At 61.6% G+C, this 23,440-nt stretch carries 21 protein-coding genes and 1 pseudogene; 11 read left to right on the top strand and 11 right to left on the bottom strand.

The window, feature by feature from the left end; all coding sequences use genetic code 11:
- Positions 1–41: 41 nt before the first annotated feature.
- A pseudogene (locus tag RHODMAR_RS28865) lies at positions 42–206 on the top strand (IS1380 family transposase); the annotation flags it as partial.
- 232 nt (positions 207–438) lie between these two features.
- Here RHODMAR_RS28865 and RHODMAR_RS01700 read toward each other — a convergent pair.
- The 5 genes from RHODMAR_RS01700 to RHODMAR_RS01680 all read right to left on the bottom strand — a co-directional run bounded on the left by RHODMAR_RS01700 (position 439) and on the right by RHODMAR_RS01680 (position 8,273).
- On the bottom strand, positions 439–1,245 hold the full coding sequence (locus tag RHODMAR_RS01700; protein WP_008710597.1) for a hypothetical protein: 807 nt from the start codon (positions 1,243–1,245) through the stop codon (positions 439–441).
- A gap of 94 nt (positions 1,246–1,339) precedes the next feature.
- On the bottom strand, positions 1,340–3,667 hold the full coding sequence (locus RHODMAR_RS01695; protein WP_008710595.1) for a hydantoinase B/oxoprolinase family protein: 2,328 nt from the start codon (positions 3,665–3,667) through the stop codon (positions 1,340–1,342).
- Positions 3,668–3,715: 48 nt separating this feature from the next.
- Positions 3,716–5,842: a hydantoinase/oxoprolinase family protein gene (locus tag RHODMAR_RS01690; protein ID WP_008710593.1), complete on the bottom strand. Its 2,127-nt coding sequence runs from the start codon at positions 5,840–5,842 to the stop codon at positions 3,716–3,718.
- A gap of 23 nt (positions 5,843–5,865) precedes the next feature.
- The gene (locus RHODMAR_RS01685; RefSeq protein ID WP_008710591.1) at positions 5,866–6,303 is read right to left on the bottom strand and encodes an acetone carboxylase subunit gamma; all 438 of its coding nucleotides are present in this window, start codon (positions 6,301–6,303) and stop codon (positions 5,866–5,868) included.
- 50 nt (positions 6,304–6,353) lie between these two features.
- A complete protein-coding gene (locus RHODMAR_RS01680) occupies positions 6,354–8,273 on the bottom strand; it encodes a hydantoinase/oxoprolinase family protein (RefSeq protein WP_008710589.1) in 1,920 nt (639 codons plus the stop codon).
- A gap of 868 nt (positions 8,274–9,141) precedes the next feature.
- Between RHODMAR_RS01680 and RHODMAR_RS28860 the strand changes: the two genes are divergently transcribed.
- On the top strand, positions 9,142–10,302 hold the full coding sequence (locus RHODMAR_RS28860) for a helix-turn-helix domain-containing protein (RefSeq protein WP_232433542.1): 1,161 nt from the start codon (positions 9,142–9,144) through the stop codon (positions 10,300–10,302).
- Between the two features lie 64 nt (positions 10,303–10,366).
- On the opposite strand, the gene RHODMAR_RS01670 is transcribed toward RHODMAR_RS28860, so the two are convergent.
- From RHODMAR_RS01670 to RHODMAR_RS01655, 4 genes are all read right to left on the bottom strand, one after another.
- Positions 10,367–10,786, bottom strand: coding sequence for a DUF4234 domain-containing protein (locus RHODMAR_RS01670; RefSeq protein WP_008710585.1), 420 nt, complete (start codon positions 10,784–10,786; stop codon positions 10,367–10,369).
- Positions 10,787–10,850: 64 nt separating this feature from the next.
- Positions 10,851–11,828: a bile acid:sodium symporter family protein gene (locus tag RHODMAR_RS01665; RefSeq protein WP_008710582.1), complete on the bottom strand. Its 978-nt coding sequence runs from the start codon at positions 11,826–11,828 to the stop codon at positions 10,851–10,853.
- A 77-nt stretch (positions 11,829–11,905) separates the two neighbouring features.
- On the bottom strand, positions 11,906–12,673 hold the full coding sequence (locus RHODMAR_RS01660) for an IclR family transcriptional regulator (RefSeq protein ID WP_042937575.1): 768 nt from the start codon (positions 12,671–12,673) through the stop codon (positions 11,906–11,908).
- A 5-nt stretch (positions 12,674–12,678) separates the two neighbouring features.
- Positions 12,679–14,178 (bottom strand): APC family permease, encoded by a 1,500-nt coding sequence (locus RHODMAR_RS01655; protein ID WP_008710578.1) that lies wholly within the window; start codon positions 14,176–14,178, stop codon positions 12,679–12,681.
- 325 nt (positions 14,179–14,503) lie between these two features.
- Between RHODMAR_RS01655 and RHODMAR_RS01650 the strand changes: the two genes are divergently transcribed.
- Genes RHODMAR_RS01650 through RHODMAR_RS01615 form a run of 8 tightly spaced genes read left to right on the top strand, consistent with a single transcriptional unit; the run spans position 14,504 to position 20,882 of the window.
- Entirely contained in the window at positions 14,504–15,085 is a 582-nt protein-coding gene (locus RHODMAR_RS01650; RefSeq protein WP_042937526.1) for a MauE/DoxX family redox-associated membrane protein, read from the top strand.
- Positions 15,086–15,109: 24 nt separating this feature from the next.
- Positions 15,110–15,724 (top strand): redoxin domain-containing protein, encoded by a 615-nt coding sequence (locus RHODMAR_RS01645; protein WP_008710574.1) that lies wholly within the window; start codon positions 15,110–15,112, stop codon positions 15,722–15,724.
- Between the two features lie 35 nt (positions 15,725–15,759).
- Positions 15,760–16,467: a methylamine dehydrogenase light chain gene (locus RHODMAR_RS01640; protein ID WP_008710572.1), complete on the top strand. Its 708-nt coding sequence runs from the start codon at positions 15,760–15,762 to the stop codon at positions 16,465–16,467.
- Positions 16,464–17,774, top strand: coding sequence for a hypothetical protein (locus RHODMAR_RS01635; RefSeq protein ID WP_008710570.1), 1,311 nt, complete (start codon positions 16,464–16,466; stop codon positions 17,772–17,774). Before RHODMAR_RS01640 ends, RHODMAR_RS01635 begins: the two co-directional genes overlap by 4 nt.
- The gene (locus RHODMAR_RS01630; protein ID WP_008710568.1) at positions 17,771–19,360 is read left to right on the top strand and encodes a multicopper oxidase family protein; all 1,590 of its coding nucleotides are present in this window, start codon (positions 17,771–17,773) and stop codon (positions 19,358–19,360) included. Before RHODMAR_RS01635 ends, RHODMAR_RS01630 begins: the two co-directional genes overlap by 4 nt.
- A gap of 10 nt (positions 19,361–19,370) precedes the next feature.
- The gene (locus tag RHODMAR_RS01625; RefSeq protein ID WP_008710566.1) at positions 19,371–19,709 is read left to right on the top strand and encodes a cupredoxin domain-containing protein; all 339 of its coding nucleotides are present in this window, start codon (positions 19,371–19,373) and stop codon (positions 19,707–19,709) included.
- Positions 19,706–20,014, top strand: coding sequence for a copper-binding protein (locus tag RHODMAR_RS01620; RefSeq protein WP_008710564.1), 309 nt, complete (start codon positions 19,706–19,708; stop codon positions 20,012–20,014). Before RHODMAR_RS01625 ends, RHODMAR_RS01620 begins: the two co-directional genes overlap by 4 nt.
- A gap of 31 nt (positions 20,015–20,045) precedes the next feature.
- Positions 20,046–20,882, top strand: a complete 837-nt coding sequence (locus RHODMAR_RS01615) for a hypothetical protein (RefSeq protein ID WP_008710562.1) — start codon at positions 20,046–20,048, stop codon at positions 20,880–20,882.
- Between the two features lie 59 nt (positions 20,883–20,941).
- Here RHODMAR_RS01615 and RHODMAR_RS01610 read toward each other — a convergent pair whose 3' ends face one another.
- Positions 20,942–21,226 carry a hypothetical protein gene (locus RHODMAR_RS01610; RefSeq protein WP_008710561.1) on the bottom strand — a complete coding sequence of 95 codons (285 nt, stop codon included), beginning with the start codon at positions 21,224–21,226 and terminating at the stop codon, positions 20,942–20,944.
- Between the two features lie 132 nt (positions 21,227–21,358).
- Here RHODMAR_RS01610 and RHODMAR_RS01605 point away from each other — a divergent pair, with 132 nt between their 5' ends.
- Positions 21,359–22,543: a DUF6461 domain-containing protein gene (locus tag RHODMAR_RS01605; RefSeq protein ID WP_042937524.1), complete on the top strand. Its 1,185-nt coding sequence runs from the start codon at positions 21,359–21,361 to the stop codon at positions 22,541–22,543.
- A gap of 47 nt (positions 22,544–22,590) precedes the next feature.
- On the opposite strand, the gene RHODMAR_RS01600 is transcribed toward RHODMAR_RS01605, so the two are convergent.
- Entirely contained in the window at positions 22,591–23,406 is an 816-nt protein-coding gene (locus tag RHODMAR_RS01600; protein ID WP_008710559.1) for an NAD(P)H-dependent oxidoreductase, read from the bottom strand.
- Positions 23,407–23,440: the final 34 nt, after the last annotated feature.

The raw sequence follows: 23,440 nt of genomic DNA, 5'->3' as shown, positions 1-23,440 counted from the left end.
ACGTGAATTGAGCTCGACCGAGTGCCAGTTCGGGGGAATGGGCACTCGGCGGCGACTGCCTCGCCGACATCGCTACCCTGCGAGAACACGCAGGCGTCTTCGGGCAGGTGCCATCGGATCCGACGGTGTCCCGACTGGTCTCGGTCCTGGCCTGCGATGCTCCGCGTGTGCTCACAGCGATCGACAACGCGCCGCGCACGATGCGAAGACCGCATCCAGACCACCCATCCCACCAACATGGAAGTCAGCCTCTCGGGCCGTGGAACCGAGCGTTCAACCGATCGACACCCGCCGCCACATCGCGCCCGATCGATGTGAACGCAGTCGAAAACGACAATCTCGAACCGATCAGGCCACCACGTCAGCAGGACGAAGGATCGAAGCTAGGGGCCGTCCTCTGATTCTTCTCTGGCAGCGGGGTCGGTGATCGTCGCGGCGTCAGCCGAGTTGTCCAAGTTGATCAAGCACTGTTTCTGGTATGGCCGTGGCAGGAATTCGGGAGATGTGAAAATCTGCGGCGGGCCAGGTGTTTGCTGCTCCCAACCAGTATTCCTCGGGTAACTCACTCCCATGAGCGGATTCTTGATGAAGGTCGACACCGTGTGATTCCCGCATTCCGACGACGAGCCGATAGTGTGCAGTGACGTTCGTGATCGGTGTGTACGCGTCGAATCCGACGGCGGTAGGCGATATGACCGAGGCAGATCGGTCATCGAGAAGTACTGCCGCGAGGGGCAGTGCTGCGAATCCGCGCAACCAGTCCGCGACATACATGGAGGAGTTTTCCGCGTCGTCCGCATCGAGAGCGTCGATGTCGGAGGAACGTGCATACGAATGTGTCGCCTGCAGCCACTGCAGGGGCGACGGTATCTGCAATACAACCGGTCCCGACACCATTGCAGTCAGCGTTCGTACAAGATCGATGGCTTTTTCGCTGAGGACCTTGTTCGCCAGCATGGTGCGCAGTGCGAAGCCGGTTCGCTTCTTCTCCGCCATCGCAGCCTGTAGCGCGGGGTCCTGTCGAAGGTGATGAGCATAGAAGTGGCTCAGGTCGAGGATGGCTAGGTCTGGATTCAGCAGGCCCTGTGCCTGATCGAAGAACCGGGCGTAGGCCACGGGTTCGTCCCAGGGGACCGGCCGGTTTCGGAGAAGTACTGCTTGTGCGTACTCGTGGTGGTCGAGTAGCAGTGCCGTGGGCCGCCCCGATTGCGGCGCGGCAATTGCGGAAAGAAGGCTGGTGGTCATTGGTGGTCTGCTCCGTGGTGGATGGACCGATCCCGGGCGGTGATGCTTCTGCCGACGTAGTCGACACAAGCATCACCGCCCGGAGTCGAAAGGGTCAGGACTTGTGCTGAACTTCCTCGCCGCACTTGGCTTCGAGTTCACGCACACGCTTGTTGAGTTCTTCGATCTTGAGAACTCGACGATCTGGAATCATGATCAACGGGAGCTCGCTGAGCGGTGCTGTGACTCGTTCGGGCTTGCTCTTGCCCCAATGCGTGGCAACGAGTTGGTCGTTGTCGTCGCCCCAGGAGCCGAAATACAGCAGATCCTTCGGTGGTTCGGGCTTGACGAACTCGGCCACAAATTCTTTGTAAGGCTTTCCACGCTCGAGGCGGTCTCTGCGCAGTTGTGCACGCAGTGCGACCGTTTCGTCTTCTCGGACAACGAACGTGTCGGGTTCGTAGACAACACCGTACAATTCGCCGGCGACCTTGTCGGAGATGCGTGCGAGCTGAAGGTCGGCCATCACCATTTCTGGGTCGCGCTCGAGGATGTCGCCGTATCCGCCGCCGGAGCCTTGGCTGATCATGTACAACTCACCTTCTTTGGCGACGTCGAACTGCAAGCCCATGTGCCCTGTCATGTATGTCCCTCCCTCGTAGGGCTGTTCGTTCATGATGCGTTCGATGGACAGGTCGAACTGCGCGGGGTCCTTCCGGATGATGTCGTAGATGTTGATGTCCTTGACCATCGACAAGGGATAAGTGGGACATCCGTAGCCGCCGAACATTCCGCTGACGGAGGAGAATTTGGAACCGGAGGTGACGGTCATGAATCCCCAGCTCGGCGTACCGCGTGAAGCGACGATCATCTCGTATCCCATACCGCCGCGGAACTTTCCGAAGCCCTGGTTGTCTTTGACGAGCCGCTTACTGACCAGCTGCAGGAACGGGACTTCCTCCTCCATTATTTCTTGCTCGGCGATGTCTGCCATCGCGCAGAACAGTGGTGCCACCCCGTCTTCGCCGTCCCGAAACGCTTTGGCCCCTCCACCCATTCCGTTGAGGTCGGCGCACAGATTTCCGACCTGCTCACTGTGCTGTGTCGTTCCACCCCATAGGAAGTCGTTGATCTGGTTGAACCACGGAGCAATGACATTCGAGTACTTGGTGGGGGAGGAGAACTGAAGCTTCGCGTAAGCGGTCTGCAGGGCAGAGAATCCACGGAACGATGCTTGCAACGATTGTCCGACGGGGGCGTCGTAACCTGCGTCTGCCCACGTGTGTTCCTCGGAGATGACGTCGATCGGAGAGAGCGCGCCGGTACTGCGGGGTAGGTCGGGCCACCAGTACGACAGAATGGCCTGTGTCATGAACGATTTGGTCGATCCGAGTGGCGAGTTGATGGCTCGGTTGAGGATCTCTGGGCCGGTTCCCGTCAGGTCGACGGTCATCTGGTCGCCCTTGATCGTTATCTTGCAGGCGAACTTGATGAGAATGTTCTCTTTGAGGGTCGAGTCCACGAACTGATTGAATGTCACTGTTCCGTCGGGTAGTTCGGCGATTCGGCACCGTACTTCTGCCTCGACGTTTTCCACCGTTGTTCGCAAAGTAGAGACGAACGCTTCTTCGCCGACCTCGTCGATCAGACGGTTGACGGTATCCATCACCCGTCCGACGGCACCCATCTTGACCTTGATGTCCGCGAGCATCAGCTTGGGGTCGCGGGTCGAGTGTTGCAGGAAGGTCAACAGATCTCGTCGAAGATGGCCTCCTTCGACGATCTTGATGGGTGAGGCTCGCAATCCGTCGTCGAACGGCGTTTCGGAGCCCGACGGCATACCGCCGGGCTCGCATGCGCCGTTTTCACCCTCGTGGATGGTTGCGCCTACCCAGGCGATGATTCGTCCGTCACGCATGACGGGAACCAACATCGATTGGTCGGTGTTGTGGACCATGCCGAATCTGGAGTCGTTGTGGAAGAAGCCGTCCCCGGGCCGAATTCCGACCGTGGGTTCGTCCTTCCAATTCTTCATGATGTACCTGATCGGGTGGTGCAGCACCGCGGAGAAGGCGATCACTCCACGGTTGGAGAGGTAGCTGACATCGCCTTCGGCCGTGTAGACGGCGACGGAGAGATCAGCCCATTTCGCACCCGGGGCTGCCCCCATGCTTTCGCACATCTCGAAGGCCTCGTCGAGTGCGCCGGCGAGTCGCTTGCGGATGCGGTCGGCCTCGATGGGGTTGGTATCTTCTGTCAGGCAATAGTTTTCGTGCTCGGTGCGTGGGGCGATCCTGTGGTTGCGCATGATCTCTGGATCGGGACCGAGGAAGAGAGTGGTTTCGTCCATGAACTTGTCGACCCACTGCTGCTCCTGCTCGCTGAGCTTCTGTGCCTGGTCGTGGTTGGAGGTCGCGCCGCTGGAGTTGTCCAAAATTGTCATGATGCGTTCAGGCTCCTTACGAAGAACTGTGGTTGATTCGATTTCACGTCAGTCTTTGAGTAGCCAGACGGCACCCTGCACTGTGGGTTCGAGTCGCCAACCTGGTTCGACGAGGTAGGTGGTGCTCTCGGTCGTCACGATTGCCGGTCCGGTGACGACGTAGGCGTGATCGAGTGCCGTCTCGTCGTAGACCGGTGTTTGAACCGGCCCCTCGATCTCGGTGAAGTGCGCTTGTCGAGTGGCCACCGATGCGGGTACCTTGCGGTCGCCACCGGCGTCGATGGAGTCGAATTCGATGACGTCTCCTTCGATGTAGGAGGCGACGCGCAAGGTTTGGACACGAACGCCGGCTTCGGGAGCCTGGGTGCCTTCGCCGTAGCGTTGCCCGAATATCTCGGCGAACGATCTGATCAGGTACAGCACGTCAGCGACGCCGTTGACCCGGTTGATCTCGAAAGAGACTGCGGTGGTGACCAATTGGTTGCCGTATCGCATGTCCATCTCGAGGCGATACTTGACGTCCTGGCGGCTGTAGCCCTGCCGCACCAGGTCCTCGGCGCCTTTGGCTTCGAGTTCTTCGATGTAGGTGTTGAGTAGTTCGTACTGGTCGTAGATCGTGCGCTCGCGCGGCTCGTAGAGAACGATGTAGGAGCTGCGCTCATGGATGTGCAGCGGCTTCATGTTGCTTGCGCCCAGTGCCGAGAACACCGAGGCGAACGGGGGGAACAGGATCTTGCTGATGCCGGCTTTGGCCGCGATCCCGCAGGCATGGAGGGGGCCGTTGCCGCCGTAGGCGAGCATCGTGTAGTCCTCGACGAGTCCTCCATGGGAACGAAGTTCCTTCTCGATGCCGATCGCCATCTGCTCGTCGACGGTACGTTTGATGACCTTGGCAACGTCGACCGCGGCCAAATCCAGCTCGTCGGAAAGGTTCTCGTCGATGGCGTAGATGGAGCGCTTCTTGTTGAGCGCGATGAATCCGTTGGCATAGTTCTCAGGATCGAGGTAGCCGAGTACGAGGTCGGCATCGGTGACCGTGACCTGGAGTCCACCGCGGTCGTAGCATGCGGGGCCGGGGTCCGAGCCTGCGGATTCGGGACCGATCTGCACCGAATTGTGGATGCGATCGAACGATGCGATGGAGCCGCCCCCGGCACCGAGGGTGTTGAGGTGGATCATCGGTACCGACACCAGCCATCGGCCGATAGTCGGCTGGAAGTCGTAGTGTCGAACGCCGCCCTCGGGCACCAAACCGATGTCGAAGGATGTCCCGCCCATGTCCATCGAGATGACGTCGCCGATCCCGGTGGATTCCGCGAGGTGTTGCGCTCCACCCACCCCCGCGATCGGTCCCGAGTGAATCGTTTGCAGTGCGTCGGTCGAGTTCGGTTGGGCCATGCCACCGGAATTGTGAATGACGAGCATCGGCTTCTCGTAGCCGGAATCGCGCAAGTTGCTCGACAGCTGATTGAGCGCGTGGAACATCGTGTTGTGCAGAAACGCATCGACGATCGTCGACGTGGCGCGCACGTACTCACCCTTGCGCCCGGATACCTGGCTGCTGAGCAGAACCGGTATCGCGCCGAGTTGATGCGTCGGATATTCCTCGAGAATGATCTCGAGGATCTGCTGTTCGTGGGACGAATTCTCGGTTGCGTTCGTCAGCGCGACAACGATGGCTTCGGCACCGTTGTCCACCAACTCCCGAACTTGGCGACGTACGTCGTCGACCATCAGCGGAACCAACACCTCGCCTACCGCGTCGACCCGTTCCTTCACGGATCGGACCAAGTGCCGAGGTACCAATGGGTCCGGGCGCTGCGCATCTGCCATGTCGCCCTGTTTGACGCCATCGAGGCCCTCTCCGTAGCCACGGCCGCGCGAGAGGTGGATGGTGTCTTCGAAACCGTGTGTCACCAGCGCCGCGACCTTGGGTCCTTTGCCTTCGATCAGGGCATTCGTGCCGAGCGTGGTGGCATAGCGAACCGAGTCGACCTCGCGGAGGGCGTCGCTACGGCTCACCCCGGCTCGCGAGCATGCCAGGTCGAGGGCTTCGTTGAAGCCGAGAGCCAGGTTGTGGTGGGTTGTCAGGGCTTTCGCTTCGACGTAGACGTCGTCCCAGACAAAGAAGCAGTCGCTGAACGTTCCACCGATATCAACGGAAATGCGTTTCATGAAAGTCTCCTTCGATCCGGTTATCAGTGCTGAGTGGTTGAATGTGTGTGCGCATGGGGGGTACGCGGTTCCGAGACGGCGTTCTCTCCAGGCCCGTAGTTGATCAGTGTTTCGGGATCGCCCTCGCGATCGGACCACTGCTTTTTGAGGGCATCGATGTCCCAGATCATGTCGACGGTAGGAGGGTGCCCCGGAGGGGTGTATTCGGTTTCGATCTGGGTACCGCAGCCCGGGCAGTAGAATTCGAGAATTCGGCAGAACAGCGGGTCAGGCGCAAAGGTGTACTCGTATTTTTCTGGATCGAGAATCGATGGGTGAATTTCACGAGGATCCCTGTCGTACACCAGAGTTCCCTCTTTGTAGTTGCCGCGGGCATCGCCGAGGTCCTGCTCGCAGATCCGGCACAGCCACAGTTCGGAGTCAAGATCTATCGCGAGATATTCGGTCATGGGAATGCGCATGGTTTCCTTCTCTTTCGTTTCGAGAAATGCAGATGTCAGGATTGGTCCGGCTACACGGCGTCCGTCAGAATCAGGTCACCAGAATCGGAGACCTCCAAGTTCCATCCGGTCGGAACCTGTGCGGTGAAGAATTGACCCTCCACGATGGCCGGCCCCGAGGCGACGGCCCCGGCGATCTGCTGGTCGAGCTCATAGATCGGAAGTTCCTCCACGAGTGTCGCCGCGGTTCGGACACAGCGGTTCGCAGTCGACACCGCCGGTGTCTTCTGGTCGGGGAACCCGCCCTTGACGATCGAATGCGGCAGCTCACGAACAGCTTTCAGGACCAACAGGGTCTTGCTGCCATCGATCGATCTGACATCCATTTCTCGCTCGAACGGGCTGCGGATGGCGACCTCCTGCGCATCTTCTACGAGTGCGGTCCACTCCAGAGTGCAGTCTGCGATGGCATATCCCTCTTGGAACATGTCTCTGGTTGCGCGGGAGACGGATTCGCTGACCGCCTTGTCGATCTCCTCTGGCGTGCAGTCGGTGATGTTGGTTTCGTAGGTCTGTGAGATGTCCGAAAAGCCGATGCCGAAGGCGGAGAAGACAGCGGCCAGTCGTGGGACGAGAACTCGACGTACGCCCGCGATCCTGGCAGCGTCGCAGGCACTCATCGGGCCGCCGCCGCCGAAAGCCGCCAGGGTGGTGGTCTCTGGGCTTTCGACGAATGGCGCGAAGGCGTCCGCGACCTTGGCCGCGTATGCGGAGGCCATGGCGACCAACGCCGATTCGACGGACAGGCCCAGTGGTTCGGCGATGCTTTCCCTGATCACGGTGCGGGATCGCTCCGCGTCGAGGAACAATTCACCGTCCAGGTAGGTGTCGGGGTCCAGAACCCCGAGGAGCAAGTTGACGTCGGTGATCGTGGCTTTCTTGCCGCCGAAACCGAAGCATGCCGGGCCGGGGGCCGCGCCGACGCTGCGCGGTCCGACCACTATTTCACCGTTTTCGACCTCGATGATCGAGCTGCCACCCACACCGGTGGACTGGACATCGCTGAGTTCGTACGAGACCGGAATGTCGTTGATGCGGCCCCGCCGTTCAGTAGCAATGGTGTAGTTGTCGACCGATCCGACGTCGGTGGTCGTCCCACCCACGTCGATCATGAGCACGTGAGGCAGCTCGTACGCGGCGGCCAAGGCCCGGGTCCCTTCCAGCCCGCCGCGTGGGCCCGATGAATAAGTTTTGAGTGCAACAGATTTCGCTACTCGCGAGGACTGTCCGTCATTCCGGTAGATGAGTAGCGGGTTCTTGACCTTGTAGGTGCGCAGACGTCGTTCGGCACTGTAGAGGAACCGTTCGACGGTGGGGTGGAGGTATGAATTGATGATTCCGGACCAGATCCGACGTGATCGGAGGTCGTCGGACGCGAACTCCCAGCTGAACAGGACAGGGACGGATCCGAGTAGATGCCGAGGGAAGCTCTCGAGAACTACGCGTTTGAACAGTGCTTCTCGCTCTTTGGTTTTCGCGGCCAGCACGAGTCGCTCGGCACCTGCAGTCGTCAACCGGTTGATCTCAGCGACCAAGTTGCCGTTCAGCACCTCTACGTCGGGTCCCTCGGATATCACCGAAGTACGCGGGCCGACCATGTCGTCGAAGAGCGATGTCGAGGAGGGGTCGGAGCGGAGCTCGTCGATGATCGCGGCGTCGTCGACGATCAACCCGAGTCGGGGACCTTTCCTCTCGACGAGCGCGTTCGTCCCCTGGGTGGAGGAGTACCTGATGTGCTGAGTCGAATGCAGCAGTCGTCGAAGATCCTGTTCGCCGTAAATGACCGATGACACCTTGGTCATTCCGTCGAAGAGGCATTGTGACAAATCGACCGGAGTGGTCAGTGCCTTCGTGAACGCGAAATCGGATCCACTGCCGACACAGATGTCGGTCAAGGTTCCACCGTTGTCGATGTTGATCAGATGTTCCATCGAGGCTCCTAGAGTCGTCGAAAAGGTTGGGAACTAGAGTGATTGCCATCACTTACGTGATGATCGATGGCAAGCATCACACCGAAGACCAGGGCTCGGAGTGTCCTACCTTGGGACACCCCAGCCCTGGGCATCGAGGTGTTGTATGGAAGTAAGACCGAGTGTCTGCTGCGTTGCGGTGCAGAAGCAGGCCCGTGGAATGGAGGACGCCATGATGGGGATTGCCGACGATGTCGACTCGAACAACGCACCTACTCGCCTGCGGCTCGGCAGGAAAGACGGATGGACAGGTGGTTCGGAGGAGTTCGTTGCTGCTTCCTGGCGTCGATCACAGGCCGCCGGCGTTTCGCCCGAAGGGGGCGACATTCGGTACATCGCCGACGTCGATGTGGCGTCGAGGCTGGTCCACTACGCCCGTCCGGTCCTGGAAAAGCTGATCGAGTACACCGAGGACGTGCCGTTGAGCGTCGCGGTGTCGGACAACAAAGGGCGTGTGCTCTCGCGACTGGACACCAATTCCTCGATCGGTTCGCTGGTCGATTCGATTTCGCTCTCTCCGGGCTTCAGCTATGCAGAAGGCGAAGTGGGAACCAACGGTGTCGGCACTGTCCTCGAGTCGGGGTGTTCGGTTCATATCGTCGGTGCCTCGCACTTTCACGAGCGCTTTCACAGGTACTCGTGCTCGGGTGCGCCGATCCGAGATCCGCTGTCCGGCCATATCGAGGGTGTGCTGGATTTGACGTGCTTGGTCGAGCATTCGAGCCCTCTGCTGCACAGTTTCGTCCGGTCCGCTGCATCGACTATCGAAGGCGCACTACTTCGCGATCGAGAACTCAATCAGCGTGTCCTGTTCGATGCATTCACGAAGATGGAGGCCAAGTCTCGAGTACCCGTAATCGTCGCGGGAAAGAATGTACTGATCTGCACCAGTAAAGCGCAGATGATATTCGATGCCGACGAGCAGCGGTCCATAGTCCAACACGCGTTGTATCTGGCCGAGCGGGCGCAGAAAACGACAGAAGAAATAGAGATTTCTGCACGACGTGTAGTCAGGATGAAGACCACGAGAATATCTTCGGGCAGCTCTGTCATAGGTGTAGCCGTGTCGATTCTCGATTGCACGCCCAGCGGAGCAGTGAAAGTAATCGATGACAATTCGACTCTCTCGATGTCGTCTCATCAGCCGGCAGAAAATGAGCCCTTGCGAAGGCCCGCGCTGCAGCAGTTGTCGATCCCGACGTGGAACCGGTACAGCAATCTGGTGCGCGAGGCTGTCGAAAGGCGGGAATCGCTGATCATCAGCGGTGAGGACGGGGTGGGGAAGGCCACTTCGATCATCGGTGCTGTTCATGATGTTTACGACGATGTCGAGGTGGTCTTTGTCGAGACAGGGTTCGATCGGTCCGCTGTGGAACGAAAGATTGTGACGTGCGGCAGTGGTTCCCCTGTGTATCTACTGATCCAAGGACCGGAGTACCTGATTGCCGACGAAATAGTGGTGATCCGAGAGCTTTTCGAGTATCTCGATGGCGAGAACAACTTGGTCGGAATCGGTGTGATTGCAGGGGAGTCGGGGGACGAGGGTGATCGGGGGGCCCTGCCGTTCAACTCGTTGCTTCCCCTGTTCGCACACTCTCTACACATCCCTCCGCTGCGGCACCGTACCGCGGAGCTCCCTCGTCTTGCCGGCGAAATGTTGAGGGAGATGTCGAACGGTGCAGTGTCGAGAATCGACAACGATGTTGTCGTGAGATTCGCCGACTACTCCTGGCCGGGTAATCTTGCGGAGCTGCGCCTTGTGCTTTCGGAATGTCTACACAATCAATCTTCCGAAGCTATCAGGGTGGTGGATCTCCCTGACGAGGTGAGCAACCCATCGACTTCCGCATCGGGGGTTCTCGAATCTTTGGAGCGAGAAGCGATAGTCAAGAGCTTGGAAGAGTGTGAAGGAAACAGGGTTCGAGCGGCCAAGAATCTCGGTATAGCACGGTCGTCTCTGTACCGAAAGATCAAGAGATACAAAATATGACCACGTGATGCCATCGTTTGCCGACGTGATCGCGGAAGGGCCACCTGGGGCTCGAGGTCGACACCTACGCAGCGAGCGGCACTACGGTTCCCGGCTCGACGTCGTCGTAGCGTGCCGTGATTTTGTTCAGTTCCATTTGGTAGTAGAGGCTTTGGAGACCGAAGACGAAGGTGAGCAGAAGACCGACGACCGAGCTGCAGGTCGGCTGGAGGCCGGCGGCGCGTTGGGCGTCGGCGATGCGGTTTCCGGTGTTGAAGTAGCTGATCAGCGGCGCGATGACGGTCCAGCCCAGTAGCAGTAGAACCAGCAGCGGCCCGGCGACAGGTGCATCGGGCTTGCGGCGGTTGAAGTCGGCCATCTCGCGGTGAATGAGGTAGTACCAGACGAAGTGGTAGATGCCCAACGTGATGAGCGGCAGCAGAATCCACACGACGACGGGATTGCGGCGCTTCATCGCGTTTCCCTGGACAACGGGACTGGTCATGATGCTCCCACCCTTCATCGAGCTCGGTTGCGCTGCAACTTGTGGACCGGACAATCCTCCCACGTCAGGAGTCCGTTGCGGGTGCCGACTCTGCCTCGCGTTCGGCCTGCTTCGGTTCGGTGGATCGACGAGACCAGTAGCTGGCCAGAAGTGATCCCGATACGTTGTGCCACACCGAGAAGATTGCTGCGGGCAAGGCGGCCGCGGGGCTGAAATGTACCGACGCAAGAGCTGCGGCCAGTCCGGAGTTCTGCATTCCCACCTCGATGCTGATCGCGCGTCGGCTGGCGGCATCGAGTCCGCAGGCCTTGCCGATGCCGTACCCGACGGCGAGTCCGAGCGAATTGTGCAGCACGACGGCCAGCACGATGAGCGCACCGATCGACAGTAGTGTCGATGCGCTGGCCGCCACGACGAGGACGACGACGGCGGTGATTCCGGCGACCGAGATCAGCGGTAAGGCGTCGAGCATGCGGTTGATGATCGTGGGAAACAGCAGCCGCAGAACAACTCCCAGTACGACGGGCACCAGCACGATTTTCAGGATCGAGACGAACAGTCCGCCCGCGTCGACCGGCAGGTACTCACCGGCGAGCCACAGCACCAACAGTGGAGTGAGGATCGGTGCGAGCAGCGTCGATACCGACGTCATCGCCACCGACAGCGCCGTATCACCTTTGGCCAGGTAGACCATGACATTGGACGCCGTACCGCCCGGAGCGGAGCCGACCAACACCATTCCCGCGGTCAGTGCAGCAGAGAGACCGAGCAGGTTGGCAATTCCGAGCCCGAGTAGCGGCATCACGACGAACTGGGCGGCAACGCCGAGCAGCAGAGCCCAAGGTCGCTTCGCCACCACGGCGAAATCGGAGAGCCGCAACGTCATTCCCATGCCGAGCATGATGATCGAGAGCAGCCACGGCACGGCCGCGGTGCCGCCACTGAACGTGTCGGGGGTGATCAGGGCAAGTGCTCCGGCGGCCAGGACGATCAGGGCAAACCACTTGCCGGTGAACTCGCTGACGGCTTTCAGCTGGGGCATGTGGAGTCTCCGTCGGTGTTGGGGTGCAGTCTCAGGAGACTATCGGGCCCATGATCGACTCCGGGTCGGTACCGACGCTAAAGCAATCCTTCCAAGTCCTTGGCCCCCTGTACCAGGAAGTCGAGCAGTTCGGAATTGGCCGGCGATACTCTGCCCGCGATTCCTTGAAGGCACAGGCCGCCGACGACATCGGCACCGCGCGCGCGTATCGGTACGGCCAGGACGGCGCGGCCGATCCGCGATTCCTCGTCCTCGAACGACACTCCGGTGGCGAGGATTCGCGCCAGGTCGGCATGGAGGGAGCGGTCGTCGACGAGGGTGTGAGCGGTGACCGCCCGCAGTTCGAGCGTCTCGACCGTCCGTGGTGTGTATGCGAGCATCAGTTTCCCGACGGCGTGGGCATGGGGATTGCGCATGATCGTCGGTGCCGAGACGACCTCGTGGTCGGGATCCATATCGACCATGCGCACGGTGCCGCCACGGAACGAGGCGACGTAGAGTCCATGACGCGTCTCGCTGCGCATGGCACCGAGAACCTCGTCGACTGTGCGAACATGTGCAGAATCCGATGCTGCATAGGCCAATTCGGATGTGCGTTGCCCCAGGGCGAAACCCGACAGGTCCGGTATTCGCACCAAGAAGCCGTCGGCCACCAGGAAATTGAGCATGCGGTAGGCGGTGGCAGGCGGTACTTGCGTATGCGCTGCAATCTGTTTCGCAGTCGCGCCGGCGCCCAGGTACGCCACCGCTTCCAACATGGCCAAAGCCTTCTGTACAGCCTTCGGCTGTTGTCCCCCGAACCCCGTTCCCGATCCACCCCGGCGCGTATCGTGTCGTTCGGTCACCACGGTTACCCCCCGCGATGAGGAGGAGTCAGAACAGGTTTTCCTGCTGCGCTCATCTCCAGGTCGGCCGATCCTGGTAACAGATCGGCCGTTTCGACACTGTCGAATACCCCGATGGCGTCGATGCTCTCGGGCCGAAATCGCCACAGGAACCAATACCAGATCGTGCCCGACGCTCCGAGCGCCACGATCCACGCGAGATATCCCCAGGCCCCCGAGCGGACAGTGTCGAGGACGGCGAAGACCAACACTCCGGACCCGGCTGCAGCCGCACACAATCCGAACATCCGCGTCCAGACGGTGTGCTCGGAAATGCGGCCGAGAAATCGTAGAGCGGCAATCGAGACCATCGTGTAAGCGAGGACGAGCGCCATTTCGACCACGACGTCGTAGTTGTCGGTCGCGTGATGGGGGTTGTGCCACAACGAACCGATCAAGGACACGCCGACGAAGAGCGCGACTCCCGCCCATGGCGTCCGGAAACGAGGATGGACGCGATCGAGAAAGCTGGGGACGATCTTCTCGACGCTCATCGAAAACAGCAACCGCGAGCCGGCCTGCGCGAAACCCAGGGTCGAGGCAATCCACGACGAGCAGACACCGATGTTGACGGCCATGACGAGAGGTAGGCTCGCGCCCGAATCGACGCCGTTGAAGTAGGCGCCGATCAGTGTTCCTGCGTGACCGGTCATCCCGGCCCAGCCGGCGAACACGTAGAGCGCCCCGACGAGGATCGGTGACAGCAGCACTGTTCGCGACACCGAGCGCAGGGGTGTTCGGGCCTCGGGGCCGAAGAATGCGGCACTTTCGAAGCCGGCCAGGCTGAGAACGGTTTGCATCGTCAGGAACAGAACGAAACCGATCGGTGCGGTGGTCGAGGGGTCGATCGCGGTCACGGCGACCGGTGCGCGCATCAAGAGCACGGTGATGAGGCAGAGAGTGCAGATTTCGATGACGAGGATGGTCCGGCTTGCCAAGCGCACCCCCCTGACTGCGATCGCGACGACGAGCAGCGCGACGAGGATGCTGGCGATGTTCACCGACCCACTGCCGAGATGTACCCCCGCTACGTCGGCGACCTTGACGAGGTTCGCGCCCGCATTCGACAGGACCGAAATCGACACGCCCACATAGGCGAAGAGCAATACTGCCCCGGCCGTCAAGGTCGCCCGTTTTCCCAGACCGTGCGCAACGAAGCTGTACAGCGAGCCCGATGCCGCCAGTCTGAGCGTGAACTGTCGTACGCACAATGCGACGAGTGTCATCACGATCGTGGCACCGATGATGCCCAGTAGCCCGGCCCCACCCACGTCGGCCGACGACATCCACAGAGCGATGAACACCATGCACGTCGCGGGTGCCATCGTCGACATCGATTGGCCCAGTAGATCGACGGGCGTCAGCTGCTTGCGCCCGAGTGCGCTCAACGGCGAGTACACAGGGTTGAGGGGCCGCTCGGTCAGTGCGGCTTGTTCGAGGGCGGCACGCAGTGCGCTGGTGTTCATCATCATCCTGGCTGGAATGGAGACGGCTGAGAAACACAAGGTACGACGCGGTGGTTTCTTCCGTGTTTCGGTGGTTTCACACGTTGGTACTTCAAGTGAGAATCGGCGATCCAAAATCGAGCCGAACGCTCGAAATTCAGTGATCTGTCGCACAGATTGATGCACCTCAAGCCACTGACCAGCAGTGATCGCCCTTTCGTGTCATCACATGACGTCGCCGCGTATGTAACTCAGGAGAAGCGCCGCCGACGCATCCACCTCGCATAGTTCGTATCAGCCGACCGAGCGACGGACGGCGTGAGGCGAATGAGGTGAGGACTTGGCGATGCTCTGGGCAGTCGTATCGTGCGTTGTCGGCGCAGTCCTGTTGGTGGCGGGGATACCGAAGGTCGGTGACAACCCGCGAATGGTTCGTGCCGTGCGGGGGTATCGGTTGCTTCCCGATCGGGTGGCCGTGATCGTCGGTCGAGTCCTGCCCTGGCTGGAAATCGTGCTCGGTGTCGGGTTGATCCTCGGGGTCGCTCCGGTGGTGACCGGCGCGGTCGCGTCGGCGATGTTTCTCGCCTTCTTCGCCGGATTGACGATCAACCTGCTCCGTGGCCGCCGGGACCTCGACTGTGGATGCTTCGCATTCTCGGCAGGGGGTGAGGAGATCGCCCACATCGGGTGGTGGCACTCGGCCCGCGCAGCGTCGTTCGCGGTGCTCGCCGCCACCGTCATCCTTACTCCCGACATAGGCACGTTCGACCGCATCGCCGGTACCGGAGTCGGTCTGTTCGTCGTCGCACTCGTCTGCGTCGGGGTCTACGCCCGCTCGGTGATGTCGTTCGGCCGACGCCCGATCGACGACTACCTCACCAACGCCGCAATCGAGCTTCGCGCCATCTCGTCCACCAGCCGCTACTGATCTCTCGTTCCGAAAGGCACATCGATGACTGTATTTCTCGTGACCATGGTTCTCGTCCTCACCGTGGCCGTAGCCGGGCTCCTGCTCATGATTCTCGGGCTGGCCCGCGAAATCGGCCGAGTGCAAGTACGTTTGGGGCCACTCGGGGCGCGGATGATGGATACCGGCCCGAAGATCGAGCAGGCAGGACCGAGCTTCCAGGGCCTGACCGACCATGTGGGTCGCACCGTCAGCGTCGGCGGTCATCGTGAGCGGCCGCAGTTGCTGCTGTTCACTGCTCCCGGCTGCTCCACCTGCAAATCCCTGCTGCCAGGGATGAAGTCGATGGCCAAGGGCGAAGGAGACCTCGACATCGTCATGATCTCCGACGGCACCGCAGCCGAACACGCGGAGTTCCTCTCGGGTGCAGGCCTCGGCTCCGAGCTGAGTTACGTCGACGGTCGGGACGTGGGAATCGCGTACCAGATCGGCACCACGCCGTTCGGCGTCATTCTCGACGAGCACGGCAAGATCAAGGCAAAGGGCCTGTGCAATCACATGGCGCAGGTCGAAAGTCTGCTCAACGCATTGGAATCCGGCACGCCCTCGCTGCAACACCTGCACACCCAGGCCGCCCGGAATCATGCAGGCGCTGCGTAGTCCCACCCGTATCCCTTCCACACATCGGAGAGCACATGGACAATCACGCACATCCCCACGATCCCCACGATGCGCATGCGGGTAGCACCGAGCAGCGATATCCGGTCGACGAGAAGACAGTGGCCGAGCAGGCCGAATGGATGGCCGGAGGCGGAGGTAGTTTCGCGAGCCGATCGGGACGCAAACTGTCCGAACGTGTTTCGCGCCGATCCATGATCTCGAAGATTGGCCGATGGACGCTGGGTGCCTCGGGTGTGGCTGTGGTGAGCGCTCTTCCGGTCTCCCGGGCCTACGCTCAGGAGGCGCCCGCGGCCGAGGCACCCGAACCTCAGGTGCCGGAGTACGACGGTAGCAATCCCGCCGAGTGCGACTACTGGCGCTGGTGCAGCATGGACGGAACCTCCTGCGCTGCATGCGAAGGGGGTGGATTGACCACCTGTGCACCAGGGTCCAAACCCGGAGCCGAATTCTGGGTCGGGTGCTGCACCAACCCCGCCGACGGTAAGACGTATCTCATCGCCTACTACGACTGCTGCGGCGCACCGAGTTGTTCCAACTCGTTCTGTGGCGAGCCCGACATGCAGGCCACGATGTACAACCCGGTCAGCGGCAGCTACGACCAAGAGATCATCTGGTGCGTCTCCGATGAATCGCAGGCGTACACCTGCACCATGGCCCCGATCATCGGCGCGGACTGCCAGGCCCGTCCCGCCGCTCGCCCGAAGGTAGGTGCCGGCTCGTGACACGGACACGCCGCGCTGCGGCTCTCACCGTCGCACCCTTGGCGGCGCTGCTGGCCCTGACATCGTGCAGTTCGAGCGGGGACACCGAGGACTCGGCCTCCTCGACCGAGGTCACCTACCCTTCCGTCGACTTCACCGCGCCCGGCGAGGGAATCGGTCTCGGTGATCAGGATCAGGAGATCACCGGCGAGATTCCCGAACCGCTCCACGTCGGAGAGATCACCCCGATCGGTGCAGACCAGCTACTCGGCATCGAAGGCGGCTTCGGCAAGCTCGAAATGACCGTCAATGCAATCGATCCTGCGACGGGCAAGGTCACGACGCGCGTGACCGTCGGGGCGGGAATCTGGGATCCGGTGGTACACGGGTTCGTCGGCGAGACGAGCAGTGACCCGGCCATTCTCGCAGCCGAGGTCTGGCGACCACGCGGGTCGCGAGGGGCCGCGGACTTCACCGTCAGCACCTATTCGGGAAACCTGCTCGAACCGAAGGAAGCGGAACTACCGGATGTGGCGCGAGTGCACTCGCGTGAAGGATCGAATGCGGTGACCTCGGACGGTAAGTACTTCGTCAGCTGGGACGACGGTCTCTACGGCATTCGCGTCGTGGACCTCGAGGCAGGCGAGGAATCGGGTGCACTTCGCATCGTCGGTTGCGGGCCGTTCACCTGGATGGTCGGCCATGACCTCTACAGCGTGTGCGAGGACACCCGGGAACTGTTGCACATCAACGTCGGTGACGATGGCGTACCGACCGAGGTGGGCCGCGAGAAGGTCCTCACGGACGATTTCGTCAGCAACCGGAAGACGACGTTCGCGGAGGAAGCGAAGAAGGCGTTGCTCGTCGGTGCGACCGGCGACGTGTTCGTCTTCGACTTCTCCAACGGACTCCCCACCGAGACTGTGGAGCCGATCGGAAATGCCGGTGATCCGTCGGGGCGTTTCGCGGAGAACGTCATCAATGCCGACGCCTCGCGGCTGGCCATCACCTACACCGACAGCATCATCCATCCGCACTCGGCACGAGGGGGTTCGGTGGCCAAAGTTGTGCTGTCCGATGCCTCGAATCTTGCCCCCGTTCGTTCGTTGACGTTGGCGGACATCGGAATCGAGAGCTTCTCGTCGATGGCGTTCAGTGTCGACGGCGGCACGTTCTACGTGCTGGGCGACGGAGCCGAGGTCGACGGCGTAGCACCGCAGAAGCTGGTCGGATTCGATGCCGCGACAGGCGAGCAGGTGAGTTCGGTCGACATCGACGGTGCAGTCAACCCGGTCACGGGTCTGGTGACGCCCGAGGTGATCGAGTGAGTCGACCGGACACCCGGTCGACGCTGGGCCGACGCCGTTTCCTGTCCCTCGCGACAGCAGGCGTCGGCCTGGCGGGAATCGGCGCACTCGGAGTTTCCGGATGCAGTAGCTCCTCGGATGCTGCATCTGGATCCACCGCCAAGCTCGACTACATCAAGGCCACCGACCCGGAGGTCGCCGCGGCCGAAGCCGCACGCGCATCCTCCGGCAAGGCGGCGACCTACGCCCTCGCCGCCGGCCCGGCAGCAGTGGACCTGGGCGGGCGTCTGGTCAACACGTGGACCTACGGGACCGGTGCTGTGGCACCGGAACTGCGGCTGACGGCCGGCGACACGATGCGCGCATCGGTCACCAGTTCACTGCCGAGCGACACCAGTATTCACTGGCACGGCATTCGTATTCGCAACGACATGGATGGCGTACCACCGGTGACGCAGCAGGCGATAGTTCCGGGGAGCACCTTCGACTACGCGTTCATAGCGCCGGATCCGGGGACGTACTGGTATCACTCGCATTCGGGTCTGCAGGCGGATCGTGGACTGTTCGGGGCCTTGATCGTGGAAGATCCCGATGACGTCACGGGTGCAGACGTCGATGCAGTGCTGGTCCTCGACGACTGGGTCGACGGGCTGGGCACCACGCCCGATGCTGTGATGGCAGCGCTGAACCCGGAGTTGCACGGCGGCGGTCATGCCGGGCACGGCGGCGCCGCTGCGCCGGCTCCGATCGGTGCCGACGAGGCAACGGTCGCAACCTCTCTGACGTCCTCGGGGCACGGAGACTCCGAGGCTCTCGGGGGGATGACGCAGCACATCGCGTATCCGCTGCATCTGATCAACGGCCGGCCGCCCAACGATCCGGCCGTCGTCGAGGCCGCACCCGGCTCCCGCATGCGCTTGCGCATCATCAACGCAGGAGCGGAAACTCCGTATCGATTCGCTGTGGCCGGGCATCGCATGACGATCGTGGCCGTCGATGGTTTCGACGTGGTGCCGGTCGAGACCGATGCGATTCTCATCGGGATGGCGCAGCGGTACGACGTCCTGGTGACGGTGGCGTCGGGTGCCTGGCCGATGGTGGCCGCGGTAGAGGGTCGGCCGGGGTATGCCTCGACGGTTCTGCGCAGCACCGACGCGGCGCCCATGGCCAATCCTGATGTCGGCGGGTCGATTCCGGAGTTGGGACGCGAGCTCGTTCCGGAGAGCGCACTTCGACCGGCCGAGAAGACCAAACTGAGCAGCAGAACACCCGATCGTGAGTTCTCGGTGGATCTGCTGCAGGCCGGAGACCGCTACGTGTGGGCCATGGCCGGTGCAGATGCGGGCAAGCTCGTCATGAAGCAGGGCGAGCGAATCCGCATCACGATGAACAACACCTCGACCATGTGGCATCCGATGCACACGCACGGACACACGTTTTCCGTACCGGACTACGGCGGGCTGCGCCGAGACACCGTCAACGTCCTACCCGGGTCCTCGTTGGCGATCGAGTTCGACGCCGACAACCCTGGTGAGTGGATGTTTCACTGCCACAACGCCTATCACTTCGAGGCCGGTATGACGGCGAACTTGATGTACATCCGATGAGAGGTAACCCATGAAGAAGATTCTTGTCCTGGCCATCGCGCTCGTTGCGCTGCTCGGGTTGACGGCATGTGGCAGCGACTCGGGAAGCGATGCTCCCGCAGCGACCGTCCGCGTCGAGAACATGAGCTACAACCCGGCGTCGGTGACCATCAAGAAGGGCGAGACGGTGGAGTGGATCTTCGACGACAACGGCCTGCCCCATGACGTCGTCGAAACGGCCGACGAGACCTTCCGGAGCGAACTGCTGACCGAAGGTAGCTACTCCTACACCTTCGAGGAGGCAGGCACATTCGACTATCACTGCACGCCGCACCCGATGATGCTCGGCACGGTCGTCGTCGAGGAGTGAGAACGGTCGTCGCGGTGTCGATCCTGCTGCTGGCCGCGGGCTGCTCGTCCGAACCCGACATCGACGCGACCGTGCTCATCAGCAATGTCCGCTTCGACCCTCAGGAGGTGAGCATCCCGGTCGGGGGCACCGTTGAGTGGCAGTTCGACGACGGCGGTCTGCTCCACGAAGTACACGCAGACGATGTCTTCGACAGCGGCGTCAACGGAGACAGCACATTTCGGTTCACGTTCGACACGCCGGGTGACGTGGAGTACCACTGCTCGATTCACCCGTACATGTCCGGAACGGTTCACGTCGGCTGACGTGGATCACCACATCATCGAGGAGGTATCCATGACCACGATCATCGATCACACTGCGCTCCAGCAGGATATGCCCCAGATCAGGCCGTCTCTGCAGGGTTCGGTCGGGCTCGGCACCCGCACCGTCATGATCTCGGCCGCCGCGGCGATCGGAGCTGGCGCAGCGCTTGCGTTCACCCCGACGGCTTCGGCCGGTTTGACCGGAGTCGTCGTTGCCGCCGGAGCCGTTACCGCGCTCGCGGCCAATTGGTCGACGTGCGGCATGTCTGTCGCAGGGGTTGTCGTAGCACCTAAGCAGCCTGGGCGTAAGGGATCCTCGACGCCGGTCCGTCGACTCGGTTGGCATGCACTGGGTTCCGTCGTCACAGGTTCGGTGACGGGTACCGTGATCGGTACTGTCGGGGGTGTCGTCTCGGGTGCTGTGCCTGTCGGCGCGATGCTCGGAGTGTGGGCGGTTCTCGCCTTCGCATACGGATTGCACGAGCTGGGCCTGATCTCGATGCCGACTCCGATGCGGCGGCAGCAGCTACCGCGTCATCTGCGGCGGAGTATGGAACCTTGGAAGGTATCGCTGGTGTTCGGTGCCATCATCGGACCGGGCTTCTTGATCTACATTCGGTCGAGTGCGTATTACCTGATGGCGCTGGGCGTGGCAGCGATGGGCTCGCCCGCGCTGGGTGCGGTGCTGTTCGTGACGGTGTCGCTCGGCCGATGCATGCCGAGCGCGTTGGCCATCGTGCACACCAGCCGGGGTGGATCGATGCCCGGGTTCCTCTCGCTCATGTGTGTCGTGGACCGTCGGGTGCAGGCGCTCACCGGTGCAGTGCTGGTCGGTGTTGCTGTGTTCGCTGCAGTCACTCTCATCTGAGGCGTCGAGAGCTGGGGTGGCCCGGGTTCGATACCCGGGTCACCCCTTTCTTGTGGTTCTCAGGAGTCGGCGCGTGATCTCCGTCCGCGCCGGACTCTGGCAATCGTCACGGCCGCCAGGATCAACCCCGCAACCGTGATGAAGTCGGACTCGGTCAAGCCTCTGTCCGCGTCGACCACGTACAACACCGCGCCTTCGATGGGGGCGTTGAAGAACAGCCACAGAATCGAGACGGCACCCAGCGATATCGCTGCCGGCCACGACGGCTTGGCGAGAGACCACGCGGCAGAGGCGAACACTGCGTTCAGGAGAACGAGCGCGTGGAACGGATCGGTAGTCGGCACGGACTCATCATCGCCGACTATCGCGTCAGCGCCGCATCGGAGCGGCGCCCGGAGGCAAACCGCTGACGTGTCGGCCCGGCGGTTTCTCGAATGTCGTATGGTCTCGACGCGAGATTTGTGAGACCGTGCGGTATGCATTCGTACGAGGAGTACGTGTTCATCCCGGATCTGTACGAGGGTTGGATCGGAAACGGATACGTCTCGACCATCATCTGCGATGCGTCGGCCGCTGAGGTACTGCAGGCTTTGGGCGCGGACAACACCGAACACGTGACGGCAGAGGGCATCACGGATCTGTTGCCGGCAGAGTTCGATCTGGAAGAAGCAGGCAAGCTCGACGGACTCGATACTCAGCTCATCGGTGTCATGGAGTTCGGTGACAACAAAGTACTACTCGTACAACAGAACTCGCAGTACGTGGGAGCTACGGAATCATGCTTGCAGCCGTTGTTCGCAGGCCGGGTCATCCTGTCGCACAGTAGCCTCGGTTCGGGGGAGCGGTTCGTCTGGTGGTCCGACGGAAAGGTCGTCGCCGATTTCGATCCCTACCACTACGACTCCGAGGAAGGCGGTGCACCGGAGTCGGTGATCGAGGCCGCGCGTGCGATCGGCGGAATCGGGATCGATGGGCCGCCACCGCAGAACGACGGATACCCCTCGGTAGCTGGATCGTTTGCGTTGGCCGATCATCTGACCCAGTCTCACGTCAGCCCTGATGTGCTGAGCCAGGGCATTTTTTCCGTCGCAGTGGTTCGGACAGGGTCCGCGCTGCCTGTCGATCCGCCGCGCACTTTCGAGTCCGAATCTTCGTGGGGTGCCGTCGTGGACCGGTACCGGAAATCTTCCCGGCTGTCCCGGTACGGACGGGCTGTCGAGACCAGGGGAGATCGGGTAGCGGAGATTCGGTTCTGGTATCGCCCATATAGGTCGTACCGGATGGCAGACCGAGAAGGGGCCCGGCACATCATCAACCGGCGCGGCGACTACTGGTCCCGAGTGGACGGCGTCCTGCAGAAAGGTACTCCGCCGATCGGTCTCGAGGTACACCCTGAATCCCTGGTCGACGTGCACAAGAACTGGGATGTCGAGTTCAGCACTCTGATCGCTGATAACACCGAAGGGACTGCTGTCGAGGTCGGCGGCAGGCCCGCGTGGGAGTTCGAGCTACCGCCGGGGTGGCAGGGCTTTCCGAGCGCCGTGGCATTCGATGCGGAGTCGGGCATAGCTGTGCGACGAAACATGCCGTACATCAGCATCGAATTCAGCGACATCGTCGTCGGCGCGGATTTGGCCGACGATTTGTTCAGCGGTGATTGACCGAAGGGTGTGCACCTGACGCTCCATCGGACGCCTCGGCCAGGGGTTTATCCCAACATGGGCTTTCGGAGTGGAGTGATGCCCGGGCCACTCACGTGCAACCCGAAACTCGACTGCCCGCGTTGCTCCAGGCCTTCTTTGAGGCGCAGGGACGGTATCTCGTAATCGCCGAAGTTCTGTTTCCTGAACGCAATCGGTTCGGTCGTTTCGAGTTCGAGTAGGCGGCGTTCCCAGTTCTTTGCGGTAACGGCGTACTCCTCGGCCGTCAATCGATCTGATCCGTGGACGACGAACGGAGGCAGCACGTCGATCCCCGGGTAGTAGAGGATGCCGTGCTGGATAGGGAACAGCAGGTCGTCGATCGGTCCGTTGATGCCTCGATCCGAGTAGTGAGATTCAGGGCCGCCCACGGTGACCGACAGCAGCGCTCGCCTGCCTGCGAGTGTCCCTTCGCCGAAGCGCTCGCCGTATCGGGTGTCATTGTGTTCGCCGACGCCATAGGCGAAGTGGTAGGTGAACACTCGATCCACCCACCCCTTGAGTATCGCGGGCATCGAGTACCACCACAGGGGGAACTGAAAGATGATGGTGTCGGCCCACAACAACTTCTCTTGCTCGGCGCGGACGTCGAGTGTGAGAGTGCCTGTGTCGAAGGCCCGTCCGGAATCTGCAGCCACCCGCAGTGGCGACGATGCTGCAGGACCGTAGTCCGATGCGTCGAGGGCAGCCTTCCAGTGGGAGCCGTAGAGATCGGTCACCTGCACTTCGTGGCCTGCGGATTCCAAGGTGACGACGGCGAGCTCGACGAGTGAGTGGTTGAGCGACTTCGGTTCGGGATGGGCGTAGACGACGAGAGTCTTCACGGTTGCTCCTGGTTTTCGAGAGAATTCGTGTTCG

Origin of the sequence: Rhodococcus sp. AW25M09, from assembly GCF_000333955.1 — a bacterium.
Taxonomy (GTDB): Bacteria; Actinomycetota; Actinomycetes; order Mycobacteriales; family Mycobacteriaceae; genus Rhodococcoides.
The sequence above is the reverse complement of the archived record's forward strand: the minus strand, read 5'-3'. Positions and strand labels throughout refer to the sequence as shown.